Genomic DNA, 22,079 nt, shown 5'->3' with positions numbered 1-22,079 from the left:
CGTCGCGCCACCCGCGCGACCTTCTGGGGTGATGCATGGGCGATCCCATGCGCAGTCACACCAGGCCGGTCTCCGGGCTTGCGAGTGGAACCGTCGGTTCCCCGTCCGCGCCTTCCCATGCCTGGGCACAGTGGCTGTTGCGGAGGTTGATTCGCCTACCGTTGCGGGGGCAGCGCCGGATTATTCGGGAGAATGGACCGGCTTCCCTGTTTCACCCCGCCGGCAAAACCGCGGGGCACCTGGTGCAAGGCGCGCAGCTTAGTGGCCGGGGTGGCCAGGGTCAATCAGCGGGCGGCGGGCGGGAAATAGGTCGAACTGACAGGCGCCAGGCCGCGTCCACTCAACAGGACCCACTCCTTGAGGAGACCTCCATGATCCGCGAACGCTATGCCTCCTGCATCCAGGCCTGCAACGCCTGCGCCATCGCCTGCGAACACTGCGCCGCCTCCTGCCTGCGCGAGGAAGACGCCGCACACATGGCGCTTTGCATCCGCACCGACCGCGACTGCGCCGACCTGTGCCGCCTCGCCGCCCTGCTGATGGCCCGCGACAGCCCCCTGGCCGACGAGATCTGCCGCCTCTGCGCCATCGCCTGCCAGGCCTGCGCCGAGGAATGCGCCAAGCATGACCACGAACACTGCCAGGAATGCGCGCAGGCCTGCCAGCGCTGCGTGGTGGAATGCGAGGCGATGGCGAAGGCGGCTTGAGTCAGGATTCGCCAGGGCTGATCAGCTGCAACCCTGGAAAGTAACTGCGATAACGCCGCACATCGCGCGTCAGCAGGGCGCAGCCTTCCACCGACGCATGGGCGCCGATGAAGAAGTCGGCCAGCACGCCCTCCTTCACGCCTCCCGCCCGACGATAGCGGGCAAAGGCCTTTCCCGCGAGGAAGAGCGCCGGACGTGGGATTTCCAGCAGCTGTAGCTGCAATTGCTCGATCGTCTCGTCGAGGGCTTCGAAGCGATCGAAGGTGAGCGCCAGCTCGGCGTAGACCACCGCGTTGATCGCCAGCGCATGCACCCAGGACTGGGCGCGCAGTTGGTGGATCGACCAATCGGCCCAATGGGGATCATCGGCCAGGACGTCGATCAGCACATTGGTATCGACCAGCACCATCAGTCTTCGCCGCGCAGCAGGGCCATCAGCTCGTCGGTGCGCCACTGGCGCCCGGCCTTGCCGCGAGCGGTCTCGAAACGGTCCGCCGCCTGGGGCTCGGGGTCGACGCGGTTGAGCACCACTTCGCCCTGCTGGTTGACGCTGAATTCCACGGACATGCCCGGGTGCAGGCCGAGCGCATCGCGGATCGGCTTGGGGATCGTAACCTGGCCCTTGCTGGTGACTGTGGTCGGCATGGCGGCATCCTCGGTATTACCAGATGGATGACGGTAATACCTGGGCACGGGCGGGGCAACCGTGTGCCTTCAATGCCGCGGCTCGAATCCCGCCGGCTTGCCCGCCAGCCAGTCGACGAAGGTGCGCAGGCGCTCGTCGGCCATCAGCGCGTCGCGGCTGTTGTAGGTCAGCGCCAGCTCCTTTTCGCTGAACAGGCGGTGGATCTGGTTGTGGCACGGCCGGCAGACCCAGAGGGTGGCGGTAATGCGCTCGCTTCGGGCGAAGCGCTTCTGCACGTAGGTCTTGCCGTGCAGGGCCTTGGGGATCAGGTGATGGCGGGTCAAAGGCGCGGCGCGCTTGCAGAGTTCGCAGGCGTCCGGCTGGGGCGGCAGACGGATGGGCTCGGCCACGGACTCAGCGCTTGCGGCAGAGGGTCAGCCCGTCGCCGATGGGCAGCAGCGAGAGATCGACGCGGGCATCGGTCTTGAGCGCGCGGTTCAGGGCCTTGATGGCGCGGGTGTCGGCGCTGTCGGGGCTGGCTTCCAGCACGCGGCCGCTCCACAGCACGTTATCGAACAGCACCAGGCCACCGCTGCGCACCAGGGCCAGGGCGTGTTCCAGGTAGGCGGGGTAGTTGGCCTTGTCGGCGTCGATGAAGATCAGGTCGAAGCTGCCGGCCTGCCCTTCCCGCTCCAGGCGCCCGAGGGTTTCCAGGGCCGGGGCCAGTTGCAGGTCGATGCGGGCTTCGACGCCGGCTTCCTGCCAGTAGCGCCGGGCGACGGCGTTGTAGTCGCCGGGCAGGTCGCAGCAGAGGATGCGGCCGTCCGCCGGCATGGCCTCGGCCATCACCAAGGCGCTGTAGCCGGTGAAGGTGCCGATCTCGAGGATGCGTCGCGCGCCGGTGAGGCGCACCAGCATGGCCATGAACTGACCCTGCTCGGGGGCGATCTGCCAGCGCGCCGTGGGCAGTTGCGCGGTCTCCTCGCGCAGGCGCGCCAGCAACGGCGTCTCGCGCAGGGAGACGTCGAGCAGGTAGCGATAGAGGTCGTCGTCGAGGTTGAGCGTCCGGGTGGTCATGCAGCCTCTCAGGGCGTGCTAGCCAGATGCGAGTCGAGCAGCACGCGCTTGGCGTTCAGGTAGCTTTTCTGCCAGTAGCTGTTGGACAGGCTGTCGAGGCGTACCGTTCCGCCGCTGGAAGGCGCATGGACGAAGCGCCCCTCACCGACGTAGATGCCGGCGTGGCTGACCTGGCCACCGCCGTTGGTGGCGAAGAACACCAGGTCGCCGCTCTGCAGGGCGTTCATGCCAATGGTCGGCACGCGCATGGCGATGAGCTCGCGGGTGGAACGCGGCAGGCTGATGCCGGCAGCGTCGCGGTACACGTAGCCGATCAGGCCGCTGCAATCGAAGCCGCTGTCCGGCGTGTTGCCGCCGTAGCGGTAGGGCGTACCCACCAGGCCGAGGGCGCGGAACAGCACGTCATCGGCCGCCGGCGAGGACGGCGCCTGGACCACGGGCGGGGTGTAGGTCGGAGCGGGAGCCGGCGCATGGCTGGAGCAGGCACCGAGCAGGGCGAGCAGCGCGATGAGGGTGAGACGGTGCAATGCGGGCATGGCAAGTCAGTCCTGACTTGAGGTTTGCACGCTAATGTGCTGATCCCGCTCGAATAATGCAAGCAAAAAGCCATCGCCGCTGCGCTTGGGCGGCAACCCGTACCTATATAAAGGGAGGCGGAAACGACTCGGCCCGGAACAGAGTCCGGGCCGATGGGTGCATCTGGATCGCTATCAGCGGTGCATCGAACCCTGCGCCGAGGCGTTCATCGACGGGGAGACCTGCGCCAGGACGCGCTTGGCTTCCATGTAGCTGGCGTTCCAGTAGCGATCATCCAGGCTGTCGACCCGCACACCGCCGCTGCGGTGGCTGGAGGAATGGATGAACTGGTCGTCGCCGATGTAGATGCCGGCGTGGCTGACGCGACCACGACCACGATTATTGAAGAAGACGATGTCGCCCGGCTTCAGTTCGCTGCGCGCAATGACCGGCGCATCGAGGTTGATCATTTCACGGGTGGAGCGCGGCAGCTGGATGCCCGCCTCTTCCTTGAACAGGTAACCGACGAAGCCGCTGCAATCGAAGCCGGTCTTCAGCGAGCGACCACCGAAGCGGTAGGGAGTCCCCACCAGCTCGAAGCCACGCTCGAGAACGTTGTCAGCGAGGGACGGCAGCTGGTAGGGCTCGTCGTCCATCATGTCCGCCATGTCCTGGACGCTCGGCTCTTCGATGACGGCCTGAGGTTCCGGAGTGACGGCTACTTGCGGCTTTGGCGAGACGCCGGCGCAAGCGGTAAGAAACAGTGCAAACGCAATGGGCACGAGGGGTGCGAAGCGACTGAGCATGGGCACGACCGTGTCGAAAATTATAAGAAGGCGCGAATATGCCCTCTATCGATCTAATTTGCAAATTTAATCGATCGAAATGTGACTCAGTAGTTCCTGCAAAACATCTAAGGCCTTTCCCTTCAGATGTACGTCGACTGAGCGTGCGAGGTCGGTGCTGGCGGGGTTGATTTCCGCCGTGAAGCCGCCTTGTTGGCGGGTGCGCATCACCGGTTCGATGATGTAGGGGAAGCTCGCCGTGGTGCCTACAGCCAGCACCGCATCGAAGCCCTTGCGCAGTTGCGCGTAGAGGGTGTCGATGGCCTCTTCGGGGAGCATTTCCTCGAACAGGACGACGGGAGGCCGGAGGATACCACCGCATACATTGCATTTGGGAGGCAAAGGCCGTTCCAGGTGCTGCGACAGTTGGTCGCTCTCGGCACCGCACGACTGGCAGAACAGCGGCGACAGCTCGCCGTGGATCTCGATCAGCCGCTCCGGCGGCGACCCCGCCTGGCGGTGATAGCCGTCGATGTTCTGCGTCAGCACCCAGCATTCCGGCTTCAGCCGCTGCAATTGCGCAATGGCTTCATGCCCGGCATTGGGGCGCGCGGCCAGACAGGCGCTGCCGAGTTGGGCGAGGTACTTCCAGCACAGCGCCGGGTCGCGCCGCAGCATGGGCCCGGAGATGGCCTCCTCGATCGGGATGCCCTCCTCCGTCATGCCGTTATAGAGACCACCGAGCCCCCGGTAGGTGGGCAGGCCGGAATCCGCCGAAAGCCCGGCACCGGTGATGACCAGGATGCGCTCGGCACGCTTGAGCTCCCCAGCGACGCGGGCGATAGCCGACGAATGATCCATGCAAGCCTCCTGCTCGATGAAACGGGTCAGTGGTTGACGGTGTAGGCCAGCATCGCCGACAGGTGGCACAGCGGCCGGCCGCTTTCCTCGTGCCACCGGTTGAAGGCGGCCTGCACCAGCGCCAGGTCGCGCAGGCTGGTGGGTACCTTGTCGATGATGTCCTGGGCCTTGAGCGCCGCAACCATGTCGTTGGAAGGGACGAAGGTGTCCTTACCGACCATGCGCAGGAAACGCGGCGCCGAAAGCCCGCCCATCTGGCTGCCGTGCTTGGCCAGGTATTTCCACAGCCCGACGATGTCGGACGTCGGCCAATCGGCGATCAGCGCACCGAAGCTGCCCTTCTCGCGACGCACGTCGAGGATGAACTGGGCGTTGCGCGGCACACTCTTGAGCTTGCCCAGGTGGCGGATCAGCCGCGCATCCTGCATCAGCCGCTCCAGGTGCTCGGCCCCCATCAGCACCACCTTCTCCGGGTCGAAACCGAAGAACACTTCCTCGAAGGCCGGCCACTTGGCGTCCACCAGGCTGTGCTTGAGCCCGGCACGGAACACCCGCAGGGCCAGCAGCGACAGGTAGCGGTCATCGCTCAGCTCGCGCAGCTCGGCATCGCTGCGCGGCTGCGGCAGGCGCGCTTCCAGGGCCTCGGCCGAACCGAAGCGGTTGAGGCAGTACTCGTGAAGCCAGCGGTAATCACGCATAAAAAGGGCCTTGGCTAGAAAGCTTGAAGCTTGAAGCTTGAAGCCTTCCGGCTTCAGGCTCTCGGCTTCCAGCTCCACTTCAGATATTGACGACGTCCAGGGTGCGCGGCGCGGCGCTTTCGTCGATGCGCAGGTTGGTGAAGTCGAACAGGTTGCGGTCGGCCAGCTGCGAAGGCACCACGTTCTGCAGGGCGCGGAACATGATCTCGGTGCGGCCCGGCGACTTGCGCTCCCAGTCCTGGAGCATCTCCTTGACCACCTGGCGCTGCAGGTTCTCCTGGGAGCCACAGAGGTTGCACGGGATGATCGGGAACTCCTTGAGCTGCGAGTAGGCCTCGATATCGGCCTCGTTGCAGTACGCCAGCGGGCGGATCACCACGTTGCGGCCGTCGTCGGCGCGCAGCTTCGGCGGCATGGCCTTGAGGGTGCCGCCATAGAACATGTTGAGGAAGAAGGTTTCCAGGATGTCGTCGCGGTGGTGACCGAGGGCCATTTTGGTCGCGCCGATCTCGTCGGCGAAGGTGTAGAGCGTGCCCCGGCGCAGGCGCGAGCACAGCGAGCAGGTGGTCTTGCCTTCCGGGATCTTCTCCTTGACCACCGAATAGGTGTCCTTCTCGACGATGTGGTACTCGACGCCGATGGAGTCCAGGTAGGCCGGCAGCACGTGCTCGGGGAAGCCGGGCTGCTTCTGGTCCATGTTCACCGCCACGATCTCGAACTTGATCGGCGCGACCTTCTGCAGGTACAGCAGGACGTCGAGCATGGTGTAGCTGTCCTTGCCGCCGGACAGGCAGACCATGACCTTGTCGCCCTCCTCGATCATGTTGAAGTCGGCGATGGCTTCGCCAGCGAGGCGACGGATGCGTTTCTGCAGTTTGTTCTGGTTGACCGAAAGGGTGCCCATGGTGCTCTGGAATCCGGGGAGGGGTGCGAAAAGCTGGCTATTTTACGCACAAAGCGCGCGCCGCCCCAGCCCTCTGTTTCGCTGTGCTAGCCTGCGCCCGATGAACGACGAACTAGACCCCTCCCTCGACCTCGCCGACCAGCTCCTGGTGCTGCTCCGCCAGCAACCGGACGGCATCGGCGAATTCGACCTGATCCAGCGCCTGAAGGCCGGCCACTCCACCCACATCCCCAACCTGGGCCTCGGTGATCGCCTGGTACTGTTCCGCACCCACTTCCTGCTGTTCAACGCCCTCTATCTATTACGCGACCGGCTCTGGGCCGAAGGAACCGCCTTTCTCGCCATCAGCCCGCTGAGCATCCAGCTGCTGCCTTACGCAGCGGGCAGTGACGCCCTCACCGAACACGACCCGCTGCGCACCTACTACCTGGACACCCGTCACCTGCGCGACACCACCGAGCGGGATGTCGAGAAACTGCTCTCGAGCTTCTGGACGCGCATGCAGGGCGGGGACGAGAAGCTCGCCGCCCTCGAGCTGTTCGAACTGGTGAACAGCGAGGAAGCGCTCAACCTCGGGGTGATCAAGCATCGCTACCGCCAACTGGTGAGCCAGCATCACCCCGATCGCGGCGGCAGCACCGAGCGCATCCAGTCGATCAACAAGGCGATGGAAATACTTCAGCGCTATTACAGCTGAGCACTAAGTCTGATTTGCTCTAAAGCCACGGCAGACGCGGACTCCAGCCTGTACCTATACTGCGACACAAGGTCGCATGCGTCGGCCGGGCACCGGGCGGCGCTGGCTATGCGTCCCAGGCGCTTCGCTGGGGGGCGACCTCATAATAATGAGGAGGTGTTCAGAATGATCCACCACGTTTGGGGGCTCTTCACCCATCCCGATCAGGAATGGCAGGAAATCCGTGGCGAGGAAGAAAGCATCAGCCACATGTACCTCACCCATATCCTGGTACTCGCAGCCATACCCGTTGTCTCTGCCTATATAGGAACCACCCAGGTCGGCTGGGCCATCGGCAAGGGCGATCCGGTCATGCTCACGCAGTCCAGCGCGATGCAGATGACCATCCTCTCCTACCTCGCCATGCTCGCCGGTGTCGCCGTCATGGGCGCCTTCATCCACTGGATGGCGCGCACCTACGACGCCTCGCCAAGTTTCACCGAATGCGTCGTGTTCGCCGCGTACTGCGCCACGCCGCTGTTCATCGGCGGGCTCGCGGCGCTCTACCCGCACCTGTGGCTGGGCATGATGATCGGCACCGCCGCCATCTGCTACACGGTCTACCTGCTCTACGTGGGCATACCGACCTTCATGAACATTCCATCCGACGAGGGCTTCCTGTTCTCCAGCTCGGTGCTGGCCGTGGGCCTGGTGGTGCTGGTGGCGATGATCGCCGCCTCCGTCATCTTCTGGGGCATGGGCGTAGGCCCGGTCTACATCCGCTGACCCTTTTCACCCGTAGCACGGAGGCCGCCCATGGGCGGCCTCTTCGTTTGCCGCCCGCTCGGCCAAAAAGTTGAAACCCTCTCCCCTGCCGTTCTCTAACTCCTTGAGTCCTGCGCCCTCGTCGCGCCCAAGGAGAACAGACATGGCCCCTCATCTACTCACGCTCTTTACCCGGCCGGAACGCGCCTGGCAGGAAATCCGCCAGGAAGAGACGCACAACAGCCTGCATTACCTCGCCCACCTGCTGCTGCTCTCGCTGATCCCGGCGGTCAGCCTCTACATAGGCACCACCGTGGTCGGCTGGAGCCTGGCGGAGAACGAAGTGGTGCGCCTCGCCTCCGGCAGCGCCCTGCAACTGAGCGTCGCGCTCTACATCGCCACCGTGGCCGGCGTGCTAGTCATGGGCGCCTTCGTGCGCTGGATGTCCCGCGTGTTCGAAACCCGCCCCGGGTTCAACGAGTGCGTGGGCTTCATCGCCTACACCGCCACCCCGCTGTTCATCGCCGGGATCGCCAGCCTCTACCCCAGCCGCTGGCTGGCCGTGGCGGTGCTGGCACTGGCCGGCGCCTACTCCAGCTTCCTGCTGTTCGTCGGCATCCCGGTGTTCATGCGCCTGAGGCAGGAGCAAAGCTTCCTCTACGCCTCGTCCATCTGGGCCGTTGGGCTGCTGGTAATGGTCAACGTGCTGGTCTCGGTGATCCTGCACTGGCACCTGTACCTGATGCCGGAATACGTCTAGAACGGCGCACCACGACCGCTCGGCAGGAGAACGATTCGGCCGGTGGCGGCTTTGCTGCATAATTGCGGGCTCTGGAGAGCCCCCTTTATGCCCGAGCTGCTACACGCCCGCGTCGAAGCCTGCTACCAGCAGGCGGAAGCTTTTTTCCAACGCCGGTTCCCCCGCCCCGAAGTCAGCTTCAAGTTGCGGGGCCAGAAGGCCGGCGTCGCCCACCTGGATGAGAACAAGCTGCGCTTCAACCCCCAGCTGTATCGCGAGAACCAGGACGATTTCCTCAAGCAGACCGTTGCCCACGAAGTGGCGCACCTGGTCGCCCACCAACTGTTCGGCCACCGCATCCAGCCCCATGGCGAGGAATGGCAGCTGATCATGCGGGGCGTCTACGAGCTGCCGCCCAACCGCTGCCACAGCTACGACGTCAAGCGCCGTAAGGTCACCCGCTACCTGTACCGCTGCGCCTGCCCGGACGGCGACTACCCCTTCTCCTCCCAGCGCCACGCCCTGGTGGCGCGCGGGCGTCGTTACTACTGCCGACGCTGCAAGGTGACCCTGGTGTTCAGCGGGGAACAGCGGCAAGAGTAAGGGCGGAACCTCGGGCACGAGCCCGTAGGGCGGGTGCAACCCGCCGATGCACAGGTCCGCTGAAGCTTGAAGCTTGAAGCAACGAGTGTGGGAGCGAATTTATTCGCGAAACTGGGGCCCGATTGGTGGGCTGAAGCCCACCCTACGCCACCCCCCTGCCTCTATCCATATACGCCGAATGCACGCCTACCCGGTCACCTTGCCGGCTTTCAGCGAGGCGATCTGCTCGGCGGTGTAGCCCAGCTCGGCCAGCACCTCGGCGGTGTGGGCGCCTACGGGTGCGCCGACATGGCGCGGTGCGGGCAGGCCGCTGGAGAACTTGATCGGGCAGGCGATCTGCCGTTGCGCCGGCAGCCCGTCGCGGGGCACTTCGGTGACCAGGCCGCGCGCCTCGATCTGCGGGTGCCGCACCGCTTCGGAGAGCGGCAGCATCGGCTCGACGCAGGCATCCAGGGCGGCGAACACCTCGCTCCATTCGGCAAAGTCGCGCTTCTCGAACTCGATCTCGATGGCGCGCTTGAGCTCGCGCTGGTCCTCCGGCTTGGGCGATAGCCCGCGTGCGGCCAGGTCCGGCCGGCCGATGGCGGCGCAGAACGGCTGCATGAACTGCGGTTCCAGGCTGCCCACCGAGAACCAGCGGCCGTCACGGGTGCGGTAGTAGTCGTAGAAGCTGCCGCCGTTCAGCGCCTGGTTCTCCATGTCCGGCTCCACGCCGGCACCGAGATAGCCCGCACCGGCCATGCCGTGCAGGCTGAAGGCGCAGTCGGTCATGCTCACGTCCACGTGCTGCCCCTCCCCCGTCACCTGGCGCTGGATCACCGCCGCCAGCAGGCCCATCACCCCGTGCAGCGAGCCGCCGGCGATATCCGCCAGTTGCACGCCCAGGGGCAGCGGGCCGCTTTCCTGGCGCCCGGTGTAGCTGGCGATGCCGGCCACGGCCAGGTAGTTGATGTCGTGGCCGGCACGGTCACGGAAGGGGCCGCTCTGGCCGTAGCCGGTGATGGAGACGTAGATCAGCCTGGGGTTGATCGCCTTCAGCGCCTCGTAGCCCACGCCCAGCTTGTCCATCACCCCGGGGCGGAACTGCTCCAGCACGATGTCGTACTCGGCCACCAGCTGGCGCACCACCTCCACCGCCTCGGGGCGCTTGAGGTCGAGGGCGATGCTGCGCTTGTTGCGGTTCAGGTAGGCGTGGCTGGTGGAAGTGCCGCCGTCATGGGGCGGCAACACGCGCACCAGGTCCATGCGGCTGGGGGATTCGACGCGCAGCACCTCGGCGCCCATGTCGGCCAGCAGCAGCGAGGCGAAGGGCCCCGGCAGCAGGGTGGAGAAATCGAGGATCTTCAGCGAAGCGAGCGGGCCTGTCATGGCGACTCCATAGCGGTTCGGTTCATTCCCAATGCAGCGGCTGGTGCCTGTCCAGGCACGCGGCCACTGCGGCGAAGCGTTGTTCCAGCACGTTGCGGCGGATCTTCATGGTCGGCGTCATGCAGCCGTTATCCACCGTCCAGGGCTCGCGCACCAGCACGAAATGGCTGATGCGCTCATGGGCCAGGAGGCGCTCGTTGAGGGCCTGCAGGCTGGCCGCCAGCTCGGCCTCGATTTGCCCACGCGTCTGCGCCCGGGCCACCGGGCTAAGCTCGATCAGCGCCAGCGGCTGGTCCAGGCCGTTGCCCATCAGGCACACCTGCTCCACCCAGAGGTTCTTGGCGATCTCGCCCTCGATGGGGGCCGGCGCCACATACTTGCCCTTGCTGGTCTTGAAGATGTCCTTCACCCGCCCGGTGATGCGCAGGTAGCCGTCGGCGTCGATCTCGCCCTTGTCGCCGGTGTGCAACCAGCCCAGCTGCAGCGTATCGGCGGTCTTCTCCGGCTCCAGGTAGTAGCCGGCCATCAGCGCGCGGCTGCGGTAGAGGATCTCGCCGTTCTCGGCGATGCGCACCTCGTTGTCCGGCATCACCCGGCCGACGCTGCCGAAGCGCACCTGGCCCGGGCGGTTGAAGTTGCCGTAGGCGAAGTTCTCGGTCATGCCATAGCCCTCGCAAATGGTCAGGCCGATGCGCTGGTACCACTCCAGCAGCGCCACCGGGATCGGCGCCGCACCGCTGACCAGCACCCGCGCACGGTCCAGCCCCAGCCCCTGGCGCACCTTGCGCGCCACCAGCGCCCCCAGCAGCGGGATGCGCAGCAGGCGGTCCAGCTTGGCCTGGGGCAGCTTCTCCAGCACGCCCTGCTGGAAGCGCGTCCACAACCGCGGTACGGAGAAGAACACCGTCGGCCGCACCCGCTTGAGGTCGGCGGCGAAGGTCTCCAGGGATTCGACGAAGGCGATGGCGCCCCCGCAATACAGGCTGTTGGTTTCCACCAGGAAACGCTCCGCCGCGTGGGACAGCGGCAGGTAGGAGAAGAACTGCTCGCGCTCGTTGAGCCCCATCTCCGCCACCGAGCGGCTGGAAGCGAAAGCGAAGGCTTCGGCCCGTTGCATCACACCCTTGGGCTGGCCGGTGGTGCCGGAGGTGTAGAGGATGCTGAGCAGGTCGTCGGGCCGCTGCACATGCCCATCGCGCAGCGGCTCATGGGCAGCGAGCAGCGCGTGCCACTGGTGCGGCGCGCTCAGGGTCGGGTACGGCATGGCGACGCGGATGACCTCGGCGGGGATGCCGGCCGCGAACCTCTCCGCCTCGTCCAGCTTGCCGAGGATGATCACCTTGCACGCCGAGTGACGCAGCACGTAGTCGATGCTCTCGGCGGATTGCAGCGGGTAGAGCGGCACGCTGACCAGCCCGGCGAGCATGATCGCCAGGTCGCTGATGATCCACTCGGCGCAGTTCTTCGCCAGGATCGCCACCCGGTCGCCCGGCGCGCAGCCCAGCGCCTGCAGCGCACTGGCCAGGCGCCGCGCCTGGTCGTCGGCCTGGCGCCAGGTCAGGTCATGCCACTGGCGCTCCACCGGCTGGCTGAGCCAGACGCGGTCCGGCGTGGTGCCCACCCAATGGGCGAGCCGCTGCAACGGCAGTTGATCGGTCATTGCTGAACCCTCCTTGTTGTTCTTGTAATGGTCGGAGCTTGTCACGTTATTCGCCGCCTATCCGCCCTCCTCCCGGGCACGGCGGCTCGCCGGATAGCCTCACAGCCGGAACACCTGGCGGGCGTTGCCCTGGAGGAACTTCGCCTCGATCTCCGCTGGCAGCGCCAGCTCCTTCACCTGGGTCATGCAGCGCTCCAGGGACAGCTGCGGGAAGTTGCTGCCGAACAGCACCTTGTCCTGGCCGTAGCTGCGCATGAACTGCAGCAGCGCCTGGGGGTAGTAGCGCGGCAGGTAGGCGGAGGTGTCGATGTAGATGTTGTCGTGCTTCCAGGCCAGGCCGATCATTTCCTCGGTCCAGGGATGGCCGATGTGCCCGGCGACGATGCGCAGCTCGGGGAAATCCAGCGCCACCTCGTCCAGGTAAGGCACCGGGCGGCCGGTCTCCGAGGGCATCAGCGGGCCGGTGTGGCCCACCTGGGTGCAGAAGGGAATATCCAGCTCGATGCACTTCACGTAGAGCGGGTAGTAGAGCCGGTGGTTGGGCGGCAGCTTCCACAACCAGGGCACCACGCGCAGCGCCTTGCAGCCCAGTTCCAGCACCGCCCGCTCCAGCTCGCGCACCGCCGCCAGGGGCTTGCCCAGGTCGACGGTGGCGACCCCGACGAAGCGGTCGGGGAAGGCGCGGGTGTACTCGGCCACCAGGTCGTTGTCGAACACCCAGCGCTCTGGCCTGCACCAGGCGGCGAGCATGAGTTTGTCCACGCCCGCGCGGTCCATCTCCGCCACCGTCTGCTCGGGTGTCAGCGGCTGGTCGAGCAAGTGCGCGGAACCGGATTTCTCGAACAGCCGGACCACCTCCGGCAACAGCTCGCGGGCGCGACCGTTGGCGGGTTGGGCCCAGGCGTCGATGGCGCCCAGCGGTGCATTCATGGCGATGGCCTCCTGGCGTTTACTCAGTGGCTGAACTCTAGCCCGGCCCGGGGCGCCGGGCTGGGGTTCAGAGCTTCATGCCGCGGCTGATGATCTCCTTCATGATCTCCGAGGTGCCGGCGAAGATGCGCTGGATGCGCGCATTCGCGTACATCTTGCAGATCGGGTACTCCCACATGTAGCCCCAGCCGCCGTGCAGCTGCACACCCTCGTCCACCACCTTGCACAGCAGCTCGGTGGTGAACAGCTTGGCCTCGGCGGCCACTTCGGGGGTCAGCTTGCGCTGGTTGTGGTCCATCACGCAGCGGTCGGTGAAGACCTGGGCGACGTCGATCTGGGTGCGCATCTCGGCCAGCTTGAAGCGGGTGTTCTGGAAGTGCGAAACGGGCCGGTCGAAGGCCTTGCGCTCCTTCACGTAGTCGATGGTGGTCTGCAGCGCCGCTTCGGCACCGGCCACCGCGCCGCAGGCGTTGGTCAGACGCTCCTGGGCGAGCATGTTCATCAGGTAGAAGAAGCCGCCCTTGGCATCGCCCAGCAGGTTCTCCTTGGGCACCTTGACGTTGTTGAAGAACAGCTCGGCGGTGTCCTGGCTCTTCATGCCCAACTTCTTCAGGTTGCGCCCGCGCTCGAAGCCGATCATGTCGCGCTCCACCAGGAACAGGCCCATGGCGTGCTTGTTGGCCGGGTCGGTCTTGGCCGCGACTATCACCAGGTCGGCCAGCAGGCCGTTGGAGATGAACACCTTGGAGCCGTTCAGCTCGTAATGGTCGCCCTTGTCCACCGCGGTGGTGCGCATGCCGGCCAGGTCGGAACCGGCCGAGGGCTCGGTCATGGCCACCGCGAGGATGATCTCGCCGCTGATGATCCCCGGCAGGAAGCGCGCCTTCTGCTCGGCGTTGCCGTACTCCGCGATGTAGGGGCCGCACAGCGCCGAGTGCAGCGGGATCATGAAGCCCGGTTCGTTGATGTGGGCCAGCTCCTCGCACATGATCTGCTCGTAGCGGAAGTCCTTCAGCCCGGCGCCGCCGTACTCCTCGTCCGCCCAGGGCAGCAGGAAGCCCATCTCGCCAGCCTTGCGCCACACCGCACGATCCACCACGCCCGCCTCTTCCCAGGCTTCCTGGTGCGGCACCACTTCCTTCTGCAGGAAGGCACGGAACGAGTCGCGGAACATGTTGTGTTCGGTTTCGAAATGGATGCGCTGCATGCGAAGGGTCTCCCTGGAAAAAATCGTTCCGCAGGGTAGGCGGCGCCCGCCCAAGCGCTCAATGACACAAGCGCTCAGGGTCGATTGACCCATGTGCTCATGGGTACCCGCGCACGCCAGGCAAGGGGATCGGCGCGCTACGTCCCACTTTCCTGCGCCCATAAAAAAGCCCGTCACGAGACGGGCCTGGAAAATCTCCTCCCCGTGGGGAGGGAGGAGAGAATTACGCGGTTCAGACGCGCTGGGCTTCTGCCTGCGGCGCGGCATTGCCATTGCCATTGCCAGCCAGTTCGCGGTCCAGCGTGTCGGTGTCCAGCTGCTTGCACCACTTGGCGACGACGAGGGTCGCCACGCCGTTGCCCACCAGGTTGGTCAGGGCGCGGGCTTCGGACATGAAGCGGTCGATGCCGAGGATCAGCGCCAGGCCCGCAACCGGCAGGTGGCCGACGGCGGAGATGGTGGCGGCGAGGACGATGAAGCCGCTACCGGTGACGCCGGCGGCGCCCTTGGAAGCGATCAGCAGCACCAACAGCAGGGTGATCTGGTGGGTGATGTCCATCGGCGTGTCGGTGGCCTGGGCGATGAACACCGCGGCCATGGTCAGGTAGATAGAGGTGCCGTCGAGGTTGAAGGAGTAACCGGTGGGGATCACCAGGCCGACGACCGACTTGTTGGCGCCGAGTTTTTCCATCTTGGCGATCATGCGCGGCAGGGCCGACTCGGAGGACGAGGTGCCCAGCACGATCAGCAGTTCTTCGCGGATGTACTTGATGAACTTGAGGATGCTAAAGCCGTGGGCACGGGCGATGCTGCCCAGGACCACCAGCACGAACAGCAGGCAGGTGATGTAGAAGCACAGCATCAGCTGGCCGAGCTGCACCAGCGAACCCACGCCGTACTGGCCGATGGTGAAGGCCATGGCACCGAAGGCACCGATGGGCGCGACCTTCATGATCACGTTGATGATGTTGAACATCACCTGGGAGATGCGCTCGATGAACTCGAACACCGGGCGGCCGTAGTCGCCCATGCGGTGCAGCGCATAACCGAACAGCACGGAGAAGAACAGCACCTGGAGGATGTCGCCGTTGGCGAAGGCGCCGACCACGGTCCCGGGGATGACGTTCATCAGGAAGTCGATGGTGGACTGCTTCTCACCGGCAGCGGCGTAGGCCGCGATGCCCTTGATATCCAGGGTGGTCGGGTCGACATGCATGCCGGCGCCGGGCTGGAATACGTTCACCACGATCAGGCCGATCACCAGCGCCAGGGTGGAAACGATCTCGAAATACAGCAGCGCGTAGCCGCCGGTCTTGCCGACGGCCTTCATGCTTTGCATGCCGGCGATGCCGGTCACCACGGTGCAGAAGATGATCGGCGCGATGGCCATTTTGATCAGCTTGACGAAGCTGTCGCCCAGGGGCTTCAGGGCAACGCCGGTCTGCGGGAAGAAATGGCCGATCAGGATGCCGATGGCGATGGCCACCAGAACCTGGAAATAAAGGCTTTTGTAGAGGGGTTGACGGGTCATGGCAGATCCTCTCGGGTGGTGCGGGGCCTGATTCCGTACAGGGGCGCACCACCGGTCTCAATCACCTCCCTTGCTGGGAGACTTTGTTGTTCTGCGATCCAAACCAATGGATGGCGCTGCTCCTATCGCAAGGGCTGTGCCAACCCGTCTTGCCGGCGCAATGCCTAGTGCGCCGTGGCCTACAGAAAATGGCCGGACGCTGTAGGACAATCCCTCGGGCGGATTCCCGCCAGCGAAGCAGGGGGATTCCCGCCACATCCACCCCTTGTCGCCTGCTTCTGCCACGACCTACCATCGGTCACCCCGAGCCAGGAAGCCGCCCATGCGCGAGCGCACCATCGCCAGCCACTTCGTCCGAGCCGCCTTGCGCGGCCCCGCACGCCAGGGCGTGGACTGCACCGCCATCCTGCGCAACGCCGGCATCCAGGCCGCGCTGCTGGACGAGCCACGGGCACGCATCGCCCCCGAGCAGTTCAGCCGCTTGATGCAGTTGTTGTGGGAGGCGCTGGACGACGAGTACATGGGATTCGGCCGCCAGCGCAGCAAGCGCGGCACCTTCGCCATGATGTGCCACGCCATCATCCACTGCCGCAGCCTCGAGAAAGCCCTGGGGCGAGGCGCGATGTTCTACGGCCTGTTCCCCGAGGCGCCGCGCATCCTGCTGGAGCGCGAGGGCGAATCGGTGCGCCTGACGGTGGACGACGCCACGCTCTGGGACCCGGACCACTTCCTGGTGGAAAGCCTGCTGGTGATCTGGCACCGCCTCGGCAGCTGGCTGATCGGCCAGCGCATCCGCCTGGAGGAAGCCACCTTCGCCTACGCCGAGCCCGAGCACGTGGGCGAATACGAGCTGCTGTTCCCCACCACCCGCCGCTTCGACGCGCCCTGCACCAGCCTGCTGTTCCAGGCGCGCTACCTGGCCATGCCGCTGCTGCAGGACGAGCGCACCCTCAAGCACTTCCTCGAACACTCGCCGGCCGACCTGCTGGCCCGTCCCGACGGCGGCGACAGCCTGAACAGCCAGATCCGTCGCCTGCTGGGCCGCGACTGCCGCGACTGGCCGGACCTGGAAAAGGTCGCCCAGCACCTGCACATCAGCCCGCAGACCCTGCGCCGCCACCTGCGCGAGGAAGGCACCAGCTTCCAGGAACTGAAGGACCACCTGCGCCGCGACCTGGCCATCTACCACCTGGGCCGCGACGAACTGGCCATCCAGGCCATCGCCGAACAGCTTGGCTTCTCCGAGCCCTCGGCCTTCCACCGCGCGTTCAAGAAATGGACCGGCCTCACCCCCGGCGCCTACCGCGCCCAGGAAGCCTGACCGCCCCGGCGCAGCCCGAGTTGTAACCTGGGATGTAGCCTGGGCTTCAGCCCAGGGGATACCCGGAACACCCGATGAACGACGCGGCTCACCCCGCCTTCACCATCGCCGCCGCGCTGAGCATCTCGATCTCGCGGATCTCGAAATCCCGCACCAGGAATTCCATGCGCCGCTCGTGGAAGGCCTGCATGTGCGGCAGGGACGAATGGCGCTCCAGGTCCGCCCGCGAACGCCACACCTCGAAGAAGATGAACAGCGTCGGGTCCCGGGCGTCGCGCAGCATGTGGTATTCGATGCAGCCCGCCTCCGCGCGGCTCGGCTCGACATAGGCGCGGAACAGCGCCTCGAACGCGTCGGCGCGCTCCGGGCGCAGCTGGGCATGGAGGATGAAGGCACAGGTATCGCTCATGGCATGGGGCTCCGCTGACTGAAAGGCGCCGCAGCCTATCGCAACAGTTCCCCACTCATTCGTGCTTTTCACGCAAAGGCGATTTGTCTGGAAGGCGGTTTTTCCGGGCCGGTTCACTGGGTAGTCTGCCGGCCATCGAGAACCTCACGAGGCCACCAGCCATGAAAAAGATCCTCCTGCTCAACGGCGGCAAGCAGTTCGCCCACTCCGACGGCCGCTACAACCGCACCCTGCACGAAGCCGCCCTGGCCTTCCTCGACCGCTCGGGCTTCGACGTGAAGGAGACCTTCATCGACGGCGGCTACGACACCGCCGAAGAAGTGCAGAAATTCCTCTGGGCCGACGTCATCGTCTGGCAGATGCCCGGTTGGTGGATGGGCGCGCCCTGGACCGTGAAGAAATACATCGACGAAGTCTTCACCGCCGGCCACGGCAGCCTCTACGCCAACGATGGCCGCACCCGCTCCGACGCCTCGCAGAAGTACGGCAGCGGCGGCCTGCTGCACGGCAAGCAGTACATGATCTCCGCCACCTGGAACGCCCCGCAGCAAGCCTTCGACGACCCCAGCGACTTCTTCGAGGCCAAGGGTGTGGACGCGGTCTACTTCCCCTTCCACAAGGCCAACCAGTTCCTCGGCATGACCGGCCTGCCCACCTTCCTCGCCGTCGACGTGATGAAGCGCCCGGATATCGCAGGCGACATCGCCCGCTACGAAGCCCACCTGGCCAAGGTATTCGGCGCCAGCGCCTGATGCCGTAGGTCGAAACGCAACTTGTAGGATGGGTAGAGCGAAGCGAAACCCATCATCCGCGAGGTTCCGCCGGGCACTCGGAACACCGACCTCCCCCTGCGAAGCCCCTCAGGCTAACAGCGCCACCGACTTGATCTGCGCCCACAGCTGCTGGCCCGGGTGCAGGCCGAGCTGGTCGCGGGAATAGCGGGTGATGCGCGCCAGCATCGCCGTGCCGTCCACATCCAGGCGCACCAGCACATGGGCGGCGTTGTCCGCGGGAATTTCCTCGCGCACCGTCGCCGGCAGCAGGTTGAGGATGCTGCTGTCCGCCTGGCGCTGCAGGCTCAGGCTCACATCCCGGGCGCGCACCTTGAAGCGCACGCGCCGGCCACGCTCCGCCGGGGCGTGGGCCACGCGCATGCTCAGGCCGCTGTCCGGCAGGCCGAGGCTGAGCAGGTCGTACTCCGGGTCATGGCCGATCACCCGCCCTTCTACCACCACGCCGGCGTCATCATCCAACGCGGTGGGCAGGTCCAGCCGCGCCAGGGTTTCGCCCAGGGGCCCGCTGGCCAGCACGCGGCCTTCGTCCATCAGCACCAGATGATCGGCCAGCCGCGCCACCTCGTCCGGCGAATGGCTGACATAGAGCACCGGGATATCCAGTTCGTCATGCAGGCGCTCCAGGTACGGCAGGATCTCCGCCTTGCGCTTGCCATCCAGCGCCGCCAGGGGCTCGTCCATCAGCAGCAGGCGCGGGCTGGTCAGCAGCGCCCGGGCCATGCCCACGCGCTGCCGCTCGCCACCGGACAGGCGTGCCGGCATGCGTTCCAGCAAATGGCCGATGCCCAGCAGCTCCACCGCCTGCTCCAGCTTCACCCGCCGCTCGGCGACGGGGATGCGCTTCTCGCCGTAGGCCAGGTTGCGCCGCACCGACAGGTGCTCGAACAGGCTCGCCTCCTGGAACACGTAGCCCAGGGCGCGCTTGTGGGTGGGCACGAAAAGCCCGCGCTCGCTGTCCTGCCAGGTCTCGCCGTTGATCTCCAGGCGCCCGCACGCGTTGCGCTCTAGCCCGGCGATGCAGCGCAGCAGGCTGGTCTTGCCGGAACCGGAATGGCCGAACAGCGCGGTGACGCCACGCCCGGGCAGGGCGAGGTCGACGTCCAGCTCGAAGCCGGGCCAGGCCAGGTAGAGGCGCGCACGTATTTCGTGACTCATGCCGCGAGGGTCCTTGGGGTCAGGTCCAGCCCGGCTTCATGCGCCGGCTGGAATACAGGGCCAGCAGTATGAGGAAGGAGAACACCACCATGCCACCGGCCAGCCAGTGGGCCTGGGTATATTCCATGGCCTCGACGTGATCGAAGATCTGCACCGACACCACCCGGGTCTTCTCCGGGATATTGCCGCCGATCATCAGCACCACGCCGAACTCCCCCACCGTGTGGGCGAAGCCGAGGATGGAGGCGGTAACGAAGCCCGGTCGGGCCAGTGGCAGCACCACGGTGACGAAGCTGTCCCAGGGGCTGGCGCGCAGGGTGGCCGCCACTTCCAGCGGGCGCGGGCCCATGGCCTCGAAGGCGTTCTGCAGCGGCTGCACCACGAAGGGCAGCGAATAGAAGACCGACCCCACCACCAGGCCGGCGAAGGTGAAGGGCAAGGTACCCAGCCCAATGGACTGGGTGAACTGGCCGATGAAACCGTGGGGGCCCATGCTCACCAGCAGGTAGAAGCCGATCACCGTGGGCGGCAGCACCAGCGGCAATGCCACCACCGCCCCCACGGGACCTTTCAGCCAGGAGTCGGTGCGCGCCAGCCACCAGGCAATGGGCGTTCCCACCAGCAGCAACAGGGCCGTGGTCAGGGTCGCCAGCTCCAGGGTCAGCCAGATCGCCGCCCAGTCGTCACCACTCAGTGGCATCGCACCGCTCCCTCATTCAACTCAAAGCGCGTAGCCGTAGGACTTGATCACCGCGACGGCCTTGTCGCCCTTCAGGTAGTCGACCAGCGCCTTGGCGGCGGCGTTGTCCTTGCCCTTGGCGAGGATCACCGCGTCCTGCTTGATCGGGTCATGCAGCTCGGCCGGCACTATCCAGGCAGAGCCGCCGGTCACCTTGCCATCCTTGTAGATCTGCGACAACGCGACGAAGCCCAGCTCGGCGTTGCCGCTGGAGATGAACTGCTGCGCCTGGGTGATGTTCTGGCCTTCCACCAGCTTGCCCTTGACCTGGGCGGTCAGGCCCAGCTTCTCCAGCACCTGGGTAGCTGCCAGGCCGTAGGGCGCGGCTTTCGGGTTGGCGATGGACAGGTGCTTGTATTCGTTCTTCTTCAGCACCTCGCCCTTGGCGTCGACGTAACCGTCCTTGGCCGACCACAGGGCCAGGGTGCCGACGGCGTAGGTGAAGCGAGTGCCGGCAACGGTGTCGCCTTCCTTCTCCAGCTTGGCCGGGGTGCTGTCGTCGGCGGCGAGGAAGACTTCGAACGGCGCGCCGTTCTTGATCTGCGCATAGAACTGGCCGGTGGCACCGGTGGCGATCACCAGCTTGTGGCCGGTGTCTTTCTCGAAGTCCTTGGCGATGGCCTGGATCGGTGCGGTGAAGTTGGCGGCGACCGCGACCTGGACGTCCTGGGCCATAGCCAGGTTGGCGGTGGTGCAGGCAGCAAGCGCGATGAACAGACGGGACATGTGGCCCATGGAGCACTCCTTTGTTTTTGTGTGAGGTTGAGCAGCGCGTGAAGCGGGAGCCGACTCTACCCCTTCGCTATGTATAAAACTATACAGCGAATAAAATTTTCTTCGCGCCCGTCACAGGCCTGCAACACGGGCCGGCGACACTGGCTGCGGCTGAGGGACCAGCCCCCATCTGACGCCGCACGCGGCTCACATGGCCATGACGGAAAAGTCCGGCGCCGCCCCGCCCTCCCCGCGCCGCTATCGCCTCCGCCTCCCCTGCCGCGGAAACCTCATGGCCGCCCCTTGCGGCCATTTTTGTACCCGCCCAGCCCCCCGTTCATCCGCCTCCCCCGTCCCGATCCTGACCGGGTTCTCAAGTTCACCCGAGGAGCAGAGACGGCGCTTTGCCATCATGCTAGAAATGCGCCCGCCAGCGGACGGCCACGGCGGCCTGACTACACTTCCCTGGCGCCTGCCCGGAAAGAGCCACCATGTCACCGATCAAGCCCATCACCTTAATCCTCGCCTGCTTCCTCGCCCTTCAGGCCCAGGCAGCCGAACCCGCGAAGCTGGTGTTCTGCTACGAGGACCAGGACTCCTGGCCCTGGGTGATGCTCGACGACAAAGGCCTCAACCAGGCGCTGTTCGACCGCGTGCAGAGCGCCCTGAAACTGACCATCGAACGCCAGCCGATGCCCTGGAAGCGCTGCCTCGACGGCCTCGCCCGGGGCCAGTACGACGGCGCCTTCGCCTCCTCCTTCAAGGCCGAGCGCCAGGTCATGGGCCACTACCCGTACCGCGCTGATGGTTCGCTGGATACCGACAAGCGCCTGCACAGCGCCTCCTACTCGCTGTACCGCCTGCGCGGCAGCCAGGCCGACTGGGACGGCAACACCTTCACGGGCATCCAGGGCCGGGTCGCGTCCCTCAGCGGCTTCTCCATCATCGACTTCCTCAAGGCCCACGGCCTGGACGTGGAAGAAACCAGCCGCGACCCACTGGCCCTGCTGCGCATGCTCCACGGCCACCGCTTCGAAGCCGCCGCCATGCAGACCCTGCGCGCCGATCAGCTCCTGGCCAGCCACCCGGACCTCGGCGAAGGCATCGAGAAACGCCCCGTGCCGCTGGAGCAGAAGGACTACTACCTGATGCTGTCCAACCGCTTGATGGACATGAACCCCAGCCTCGCCCATGCCATCTGGGACGAGGTCGCCCGCCAGCGCGAATCGGCCGACTACCAGGCCCAGCTCAAGCAGGTCCTGGCCGCCACCCCGCACGGCAACTGACCCCACTCG

26 protein-coding genes and 1 riboswitch are annotated in these 22,079 nt (G+C 65.9%); of the genes, 8 read left to right on the top strand and 18 right to left on the bottom strand.

The genetic code is table 11. The annotated features are described in order from the left end of the window. Positions 1 to 45 precede the first annotated feature (45 nt). Positions 46 to 258, bottom strand: a riboswitch (cobalamin riboswitch). A 113-nt stretch (positions 259 to 371) separates the two neighbouring features. After that, on the top strand, positions 372 to 707 hold the full coding sequence (locus tag RTW82_RS30640) for a four-helix bundle copper-binding protein (RefSeq protein ID WP_316927439.1): 336 nt from the start codon (positions 372 to 374) through the stop codon (positions 705 to 707). 1 nt (position 708) lies between these two features. On the opposite strand, the gene RTW82_RS30635 is transcribed toward RTW82_RS30640, so the two are convergent. The 9 genes from RTW82_RS30635 to ttcA form a co-directional block, all read right to left on the bottom strand. Beyond that, entirely contained in the window at positions 709 to 1,116 is a 408-nt protein-coding gene (locus tag RTW82_RS30635) for a type II toxin-antitoxin system VapC family toxin (RefSeq protein WP_316927438.1), read from the bottom strand. Continuing rightward, positions 1,116 to 1,352, bottom strand: a complete 237-nt coding sequence (locus RTW82_RS30630) for an AbrB/MazE/SpoVT family DNA-binding domain-containing protein (RefSeq protein WP_316927437.1) — start codon at positions 1,350 to 1,352, stop codon at positions 1,116 to 1,118. Before RTW82_RS30630 ends, RTW82_RS30635 begins: the two co-directional genes overlap by 1 nt. A gap of 69 nt (positions 1,353 to 1,421) precedes the next feature. Beyond that, on the bottom strand, positions 1,422 to 1,742 hold the full coding sequence (locus RTW82_RS30625) for a hypothetical protein (protein WP_184487955.1): 321 nt from the start codon (positions 1,740 to 1,742) through the stop codon (positions 1,422 to 1,424). Between the two features lie 4 nt (positions 1,743 to 1,746). Continuing rightward, on the bottom strand, positions 1,747 to 2,409 hold the full coding sequence (locus RTW82_RS30620) for a class I SAM-dependent methyltransferase (RefSeq protein WP_316927436.1): 663 nt from the start codon (positions 2,407 to 2,409) through the stop codon (positions 1,747 to 1,749). A gap of 8 nt (positions 2,410 to 2,417) precedes the next feature. Then, positions 2,418 to 2,945 (bottom strand): C40 family peptidase, encoded by a 528-nt coding sequence (locus RTW82_RS30615; protein WP_271658496.1) that lies wholly within the window; start codon positions 2,943 to 2,945, stop codon positions 2,418 to 2,420. Between the two features lie 174 nt (positions 2,946 to 3,119). Next, positions 3,120 to 3,731: a C40 family peptidase gene (locus tag RTW82_RS30610; RefSeq protein WP_031289040.1), complete on the bottom strand. Its 612-nt coding sequence runs from the start codon at positions 3,729 to 3,731 to the stop codon at positions 3,120 to 3,122. 66 nt (positions 3,732 to 3,797) lie between these two features. Continuing rightward, complete coding sequence (locus tag RTW82_RS30605) at positions 3,798 to 4,571, bottom strand: NAD-dependent deacylase (protein ID WP_316927435.1); 774 nt, start codon at positions 4,569 to 4,571, stop codon at positions 3,798 to 3,800. Positions 4,572 to 4,597: 26 nt separating this feature from the next. Continuing rightward, positions 4,598 to 5,269: a DNA-3-methyladenine glycosylase I gene (locus RTW82_RS30600; RefSeq protein ID WP_021222690.1), complete on the bottom strand. Its 672-nt coding sequence runs from the start codon at positions 5,267 to 5,269 to the stop codon at positions 4,598 to 4,600. Between the two features lie 79 nt (positions 5,270 to 5,348). After that, a complete protein-coding gene (gene ttcA / locus RTW82_RS30595; protein WP_021222637.1) occupies positions 5,349 to 6,173 on the bottom strand; it encodes a tRNA 2-thiocytidine(32) synthetase TtcA in 825 nt (274 codons plus the stop codon). A 100-nt stretch (positions 6,174 to 6,273) separates the two neighbouring features. Between ttcA and RTW82_RS30590 the strand changes: the two genes are divergently transcribed. From RTW82_RS30590 to RTW82_RS30575, 4 genes are all read left to right on the top strand, one after another. Beyond that, positions 6,274 to 6,870 carry a DNA-J related domain-containing protein gene (locus RTW82_RS30590; protein ID WP_021222636.1) on the top strand — a complete coding sequence of 199 codons (597 nt, stop codon included), beginning with the start codon at positions 6,274 to 6,276 and terminating at the stop codon, positions 6,868 to 6,870. Positions 6,871 to 7,035: 165 nt separating this feature from the next. Continuing rightward, positions 7,036 to 7,635: a Yip1 family protein gene (locus tag RTW82_RS30585; RefSeq protein WP_021222635.1), complete on the top strand. Its 600-nt coding sequence runs from the start codon at positions 7,036 to 7,038 to the stop codon at positions 7,633 to 7,635. Positions 7,636 to 7,777: 142 nt separating this feature from the next. Then, the gene (locus tag RTW82_RS30580; RefSeq protein WP_316927434.1) at positions 7,778 to 8,374 is read left to right on the top strand and encodes a Yip1 family protein; all 597 of its coding nucleotides are present in this window, start codon (positions 7,778 to 7,780) and stop codon (positions 8,372 to 8,374) included. A gap of 87 nt (positions 8,375 to 8,461) precedes the next feature. Beyond that, positions 8,462 to 8,956 (top strand): SprT family zinc-dependent metalloprotease, encoded by a 495-nt coding sequence (locus RTW82_RS30575; protein ID WP_316927433.1) that lies wholly within the window; start codon positions 8,462 to 8,464, stop codon positions 8,954 to 8,956. 186 nt (positions 8,957 to 9,142) lie between these two features. On the opposite strand, the gene RTW82_RS30570 is transcribed toward RTW82_RS30575, so the two are convergent. From RTW82_RS30570 to RTW82_RS30550, 5 genes are all read right to left on the bottom strand, one after another. Continuing rightward, entirely contained in the window at positions 9,143 to 10,324 is a 1,182-nt protein-coding gene (locus RTW82_RS30570) for a CaiB/BaiF CoA-transferase family protein (RefSeq protein ID WP_316927432.1), read from the bottom strand. 22 nt (positions 10,325 to 10,346) lie between these two features. Beyond that, positions 10,347 to 11,984 carry an AMP-binding protein gene (locus tag RTW82_RS30565; protein WP_316927431.1) on the bottom strand — a complete coding sequence of 546 codons (1,638 nt, stop codon included), beginning with the start codon at positions 11,982 to 11,984 and terminating at the stop codon, positions 10,347 to 10,349. A 99-nt stretch (positions 11,985 to 12,083) separates the two neighbouring features. Continuing rightward, positions 12,084 to 12,914: an amidohydrolase family protein gene (locus RTW82_RS30560; RefSeq protein WP_021222631.1), complete on the bottom strand. Its 831-nt coding sequence runs from the start codon at positions 12,912 to 12,914 to the stop codon at positions 12,084 to 12,086. Positions 12,915 to 12,981: 67 nt separating this feature from the next. After that, positions 12,982 to 14,121 (bottom strand): acyl-CoA dehydrogenase family protein, encoded by a 1,140-nt coding sequence (locus RTW82_RS30555; RefSeq protein WP_021222630.1) that lies wholly within the window; start codon positions 14,119 to 14,121, stop codon positions 12,982 to 12,984. 232 nt (positions 14,122 to 14,353) lie between these two features. Beyond that, positions 14,354 to 15,652: a dicarboxylate/amino acid:cation symporter gene (locus RTW82_RS30550; protein ID WP_316927430.1), complete on the bottom strand. Its 1,299-nt coding sequence runs from the start codon at positions 15,650 to 15,652 to the stop codon at positions 14,354 to 14,356. A gap of 322 nt (positions 15,653 to 15,974) precedes the next feature. On the opposite strand from RTW82_RS30550, the gene RTW82_RS30545 reads away from it, so the two are divergent. Then, on the top strand, positions 15,975 to 16,973 hold the full coding sequence (locus RTW82_RS30545; RefSeq protein WP_316927429.1) for an AraC family transcriptional regulator: 999 nt from the start codon (positions 15,975 to 15,977) through the stop codon (positions 16,971 to 16,973). 88 nt (positions 16,974 to 17,061) lie between these two features. Here the strand turns inward: RTW82_RS30545 and RTW82_RS30540 are convergent, their stop codons facing one another. After that, entirely contained in the window at positions 17,062 to 17,382 is a 321-nt protein-coding gene (locus tag RTW82_RS30540; RefSeq protein WP_316927428.1) for a putative quinol monooxygenase, read from the bottom strand. A 161-nt stretch (positions 17,383 to 17,543) separates the two neighbouring features. Here RTW82_RS30540 and RTW82_RS30535 point away from each other — a divergent pair, with 161 nt between their 5' ends. Then, positions 17,544 to 18,134, top strand: a complete 591-nt coding sequence (locus RTW82_RS30535; RefSeq protein WP_316927427.1) for an NAD(P)H-dependent oxidoreductase — start codon at positions 17,544 to 17,546, stop codon at positions 18,132 to 18,134. Between the two features lie 108 nt (positions 18,135 to 18,242). Here RTW82_RS30535 and modC read toward each other — a convergent pair whose 3' ends face one another. Genes modC through modA form a run of 3 tightly spaced genes read right to left on the bottom strand, consistent with a single transcriptional unit; the run spans position 18,243 to position 20,796 of the window. Further along, on the bottom strand, positions 18,243 to 19,331 hold the full coding sequence (modC, locus tag RTW82_RS30530) for a molybdenum ABC transporter ATP-binding protein (protein WP_316927426.1): 1,089 nt from the start codon (positions 19,329 to 19,331) through the stop codon (positions 18,243 to 18,245). Positions 19,332 to 19,350: 19 nt separating this feature from the next. After that, the gene (gene modB / locus RTW82_RS30525; RefSeq protein ID WP_316927425.1) at positions 19,351 to 20,031 is read right to left on the bottom strand and encodes a molybdate ABC transporter permease subunit; all 681 of its coding nucleotides are present in this window, start codon (positions 20,029 to 20,031) and stop codon (positions 19,351 to 19,353) included. Positions 20,032 to 20,052: 21 nt separating this feature from the next. After that, positions 20,053 to 20,796: a molybdate ABC transporter substrate-binding protein gene (modA, locus tag RTW82_RS30520; RefSeq protein ID WP_265170489.1), complete on the bottom strand. Its 744-nt coding sequence runs from the start codon at positions 20,794 to 20,796 to the stop codon at positions 20,053 to 20,055. Between the two features lie 479 nt (positions 20,797 to 21,275). Here modA and RTW82_RS30515 point away from each other — a divergent pair, with 479 nt between their 5' ends. Next, positions 21,276 to 22,070, top strand: coding sequence for a transporter substrate-binding domain-containing protein (locus tag RTW82_RS30515; protein WP_316927424.1), 795 nt, complete (start codon positions 21,276 to 21,278; stop codon positions 22,068 to 22,070). The last annotated feature ends 9 nt before the right edge of the window (positions 22,071 to 22,079 follow it).

This window comes from Pseudomonas sp. zfem005 (assembly GCF_032621735.1).
Lineage (GTDB): Bacteria > Pseudomonadota > Gammaproteobacteria > Pseudomonadales > Pseudomonadaceae > Metapseudomonas > Metapseudomonas solani.
The sequence above is the reverse complement of the archived record's forward strand: the minus strand, read 5'-3'. Positions and strand labels throughout refer to the sequence as shown.

Excerpts from the sequence above, each read along its gene's own strand:
- RTW82_RS30640 (WP_316927439.1), top strand. The coding sequence starts at position 372 with ATGATCCGCGAACGCTATGCCTCCTGCATCCAGGCCTGCAACGCCTGC.
- RTW82_RS30635 (WP_316927438.1), bottom strand. The coding sequence starts at position 1,116 with ATGGTGCTGGTCGATACCAATGTGCTGATCGACGTCCTGGCCGATGAT.
- RTW82_RS30630 (WP_316927437.1), bottom strand. The coding sequence starts at position 1,352 with ATGCCGACCACAGTCACCAGCAAGGGCCAGGTTACGATCCCCAAGCCG.
- RTW82_RS30620 (WP_316927436.1), bottom strand. The coding sequence starts at position 2,409 with ATGACCACCCGGACGCTCAACCTCGACGACGACCTCTATCGCTACCTG.
- RTW82_RS30615 (WP_271658496.1), bottom strand. The coding sequence starts at position 2,945 with ATGCCCGCATTGCACCGTCTCACCCTCATCGCGCTGCTCGCCCTGCTC.
- RTW82_RS30610 (WP_031289040.1), bottom strand. The coding sequence starts at position 3,731 with ATGCTCAGTCGCTTCGCACCCCTCGTGCCCATTGCGTTTGCACTGTTT.
- RTW82_RS30605 (WP_316927435.1), bottom strand. The coding sequence starts at position 4,571 with ATGGATCATTCGTCGGCTATCGCCCGCGTCGCTGGGGAGCTCAAGCGT.
- RTW82_RS30600 (WP_021222690.1), bottom strand. The coding sequence starts at position 5,269 with ATGCGTGATTACCGCTGGCTTCACGAGTACTGCCTCAACCGCTTCGGT.
- ttcA (WP_021222637.1), bottom strand. The coding sequence starts at position 6,173 with ATGGGCACCCTTTCGGTCAACCAGAACAAACTGCAGAAACGCATCCGT.
- RTW82_RS30590 (WP_021222636.1), top strand. The coding sequence starts at position 6,274 with ATGAACGACGAACTAGACCCCTCCCTCGACCTCGCCGACCAGCTCCTG.
- RTW82_RS30585 (WP_021222635.1), top strand. The coding sequence starts at position 7,036 with ATGATCCACCACGTTTGGGGGCTCTTCACCCATCCCGATCAGGAATGG.
- RTW82_RS30580 (WP_316927434.1), top strand. The coding sequence starts at position 7,778 with ATGGCCCCTCATCTACTCACGCTCTTTACCCGGCCGGAACGCGCCTGG.
- RTW82_RS30575 (WP_316927433.1), top strand. The coding sequence starts at position 8,462 with ATGCCCGAGCTGCTACACGCCCGCGTCGAAGCCTGCTACCAGCAGGCG.
- RTW82_RS30570 (WP_316927432.1), bottom strand. The coding sequence starts at position 10,324 with ATGACAGGCCCGCTCGCTTCGCTGAAGATCCTCGATTTCTCCACCCTG.
- RTW82_RS30565 (WP_316927431.1), bottom strand. The coding sequence starts at position 11,984 with ATGACCGATCAACTGCCGTTGCAGCGGCTCGCCCATTGGGTGGGCACC.
- RTW82_RS30560 (WP_021222631.1), bottom strand. The coding sequence starts at position 12,914 with ATGAATGCACCGCTGGGCGCCATCGACGCCTGGGCCCAACCCGCCAAC.
- RTW82_RS30555 (WP_021222630.1), bottom strand. The coding sequence starts at position 14,121 with ATGCAGCGCATCCATTTCGAAACCGAACACAACATGTTCCGCGACTCG.
- RTW82_RS30550 (WP_316927430.1), bottom strand. The coding sequence starts at position 15,652 with ATGACCCGTCAACCCCTCTACAAAAGCCTTTATTTCCAGGTTCTGGTG.
- RTW82_RS30545 (WP_316927429.1), top strand. The coding sequence starts at position 15,975 with ATGCGCGAGCGCACCATCGCCAGCCACTTCGTCCGAGCCGCCTTGCGC.
- RTW82_RS30540 (WP_316927428.1), bottom strand. The coding sequence starts at position 17,382 with ATGAGCGATACCTGTGCCTTCATCCTCCATGCCCAGCTGCGCCCGGAG.
- RTW82_RS30535 (WP_316927427.1), top strand. The coding sequence starts at position 17,544 with ATGAAAAAGATCCTCCTGCTCAACGGCGGCAAGCAGTTCGCCCACTCC.
- modC (WP_316927426.1), bottom strand. The coding sequence starts at position 19,331 with ATGAGTCACGAAATACGTGCGCGCCTCTACCTGGCCTGGCCCGGCTTC.
- modB (WP_316927425.1), bottom strand. The coding sequence starts at position 20,031 with ATGCCACTGAGTGGTGACGACTGGGCGGCGATCTGGCTGACCCTGGAG.
- modA (WP_265170489.1), bottom strand. The coding sequence starts at position 20,796 with ATGTCCCGTCTGTTCATCGCGCTTGCTGCCTGCACCACCGCCAACCTG.
- RTW82_RS30515 (WP_316927424.1), top strand. The coding sequence starts at position 21,276 with ATGTCACCGATCAAGCCCATCACCTTAATCCTCGCCTGCTTCCTCGCC.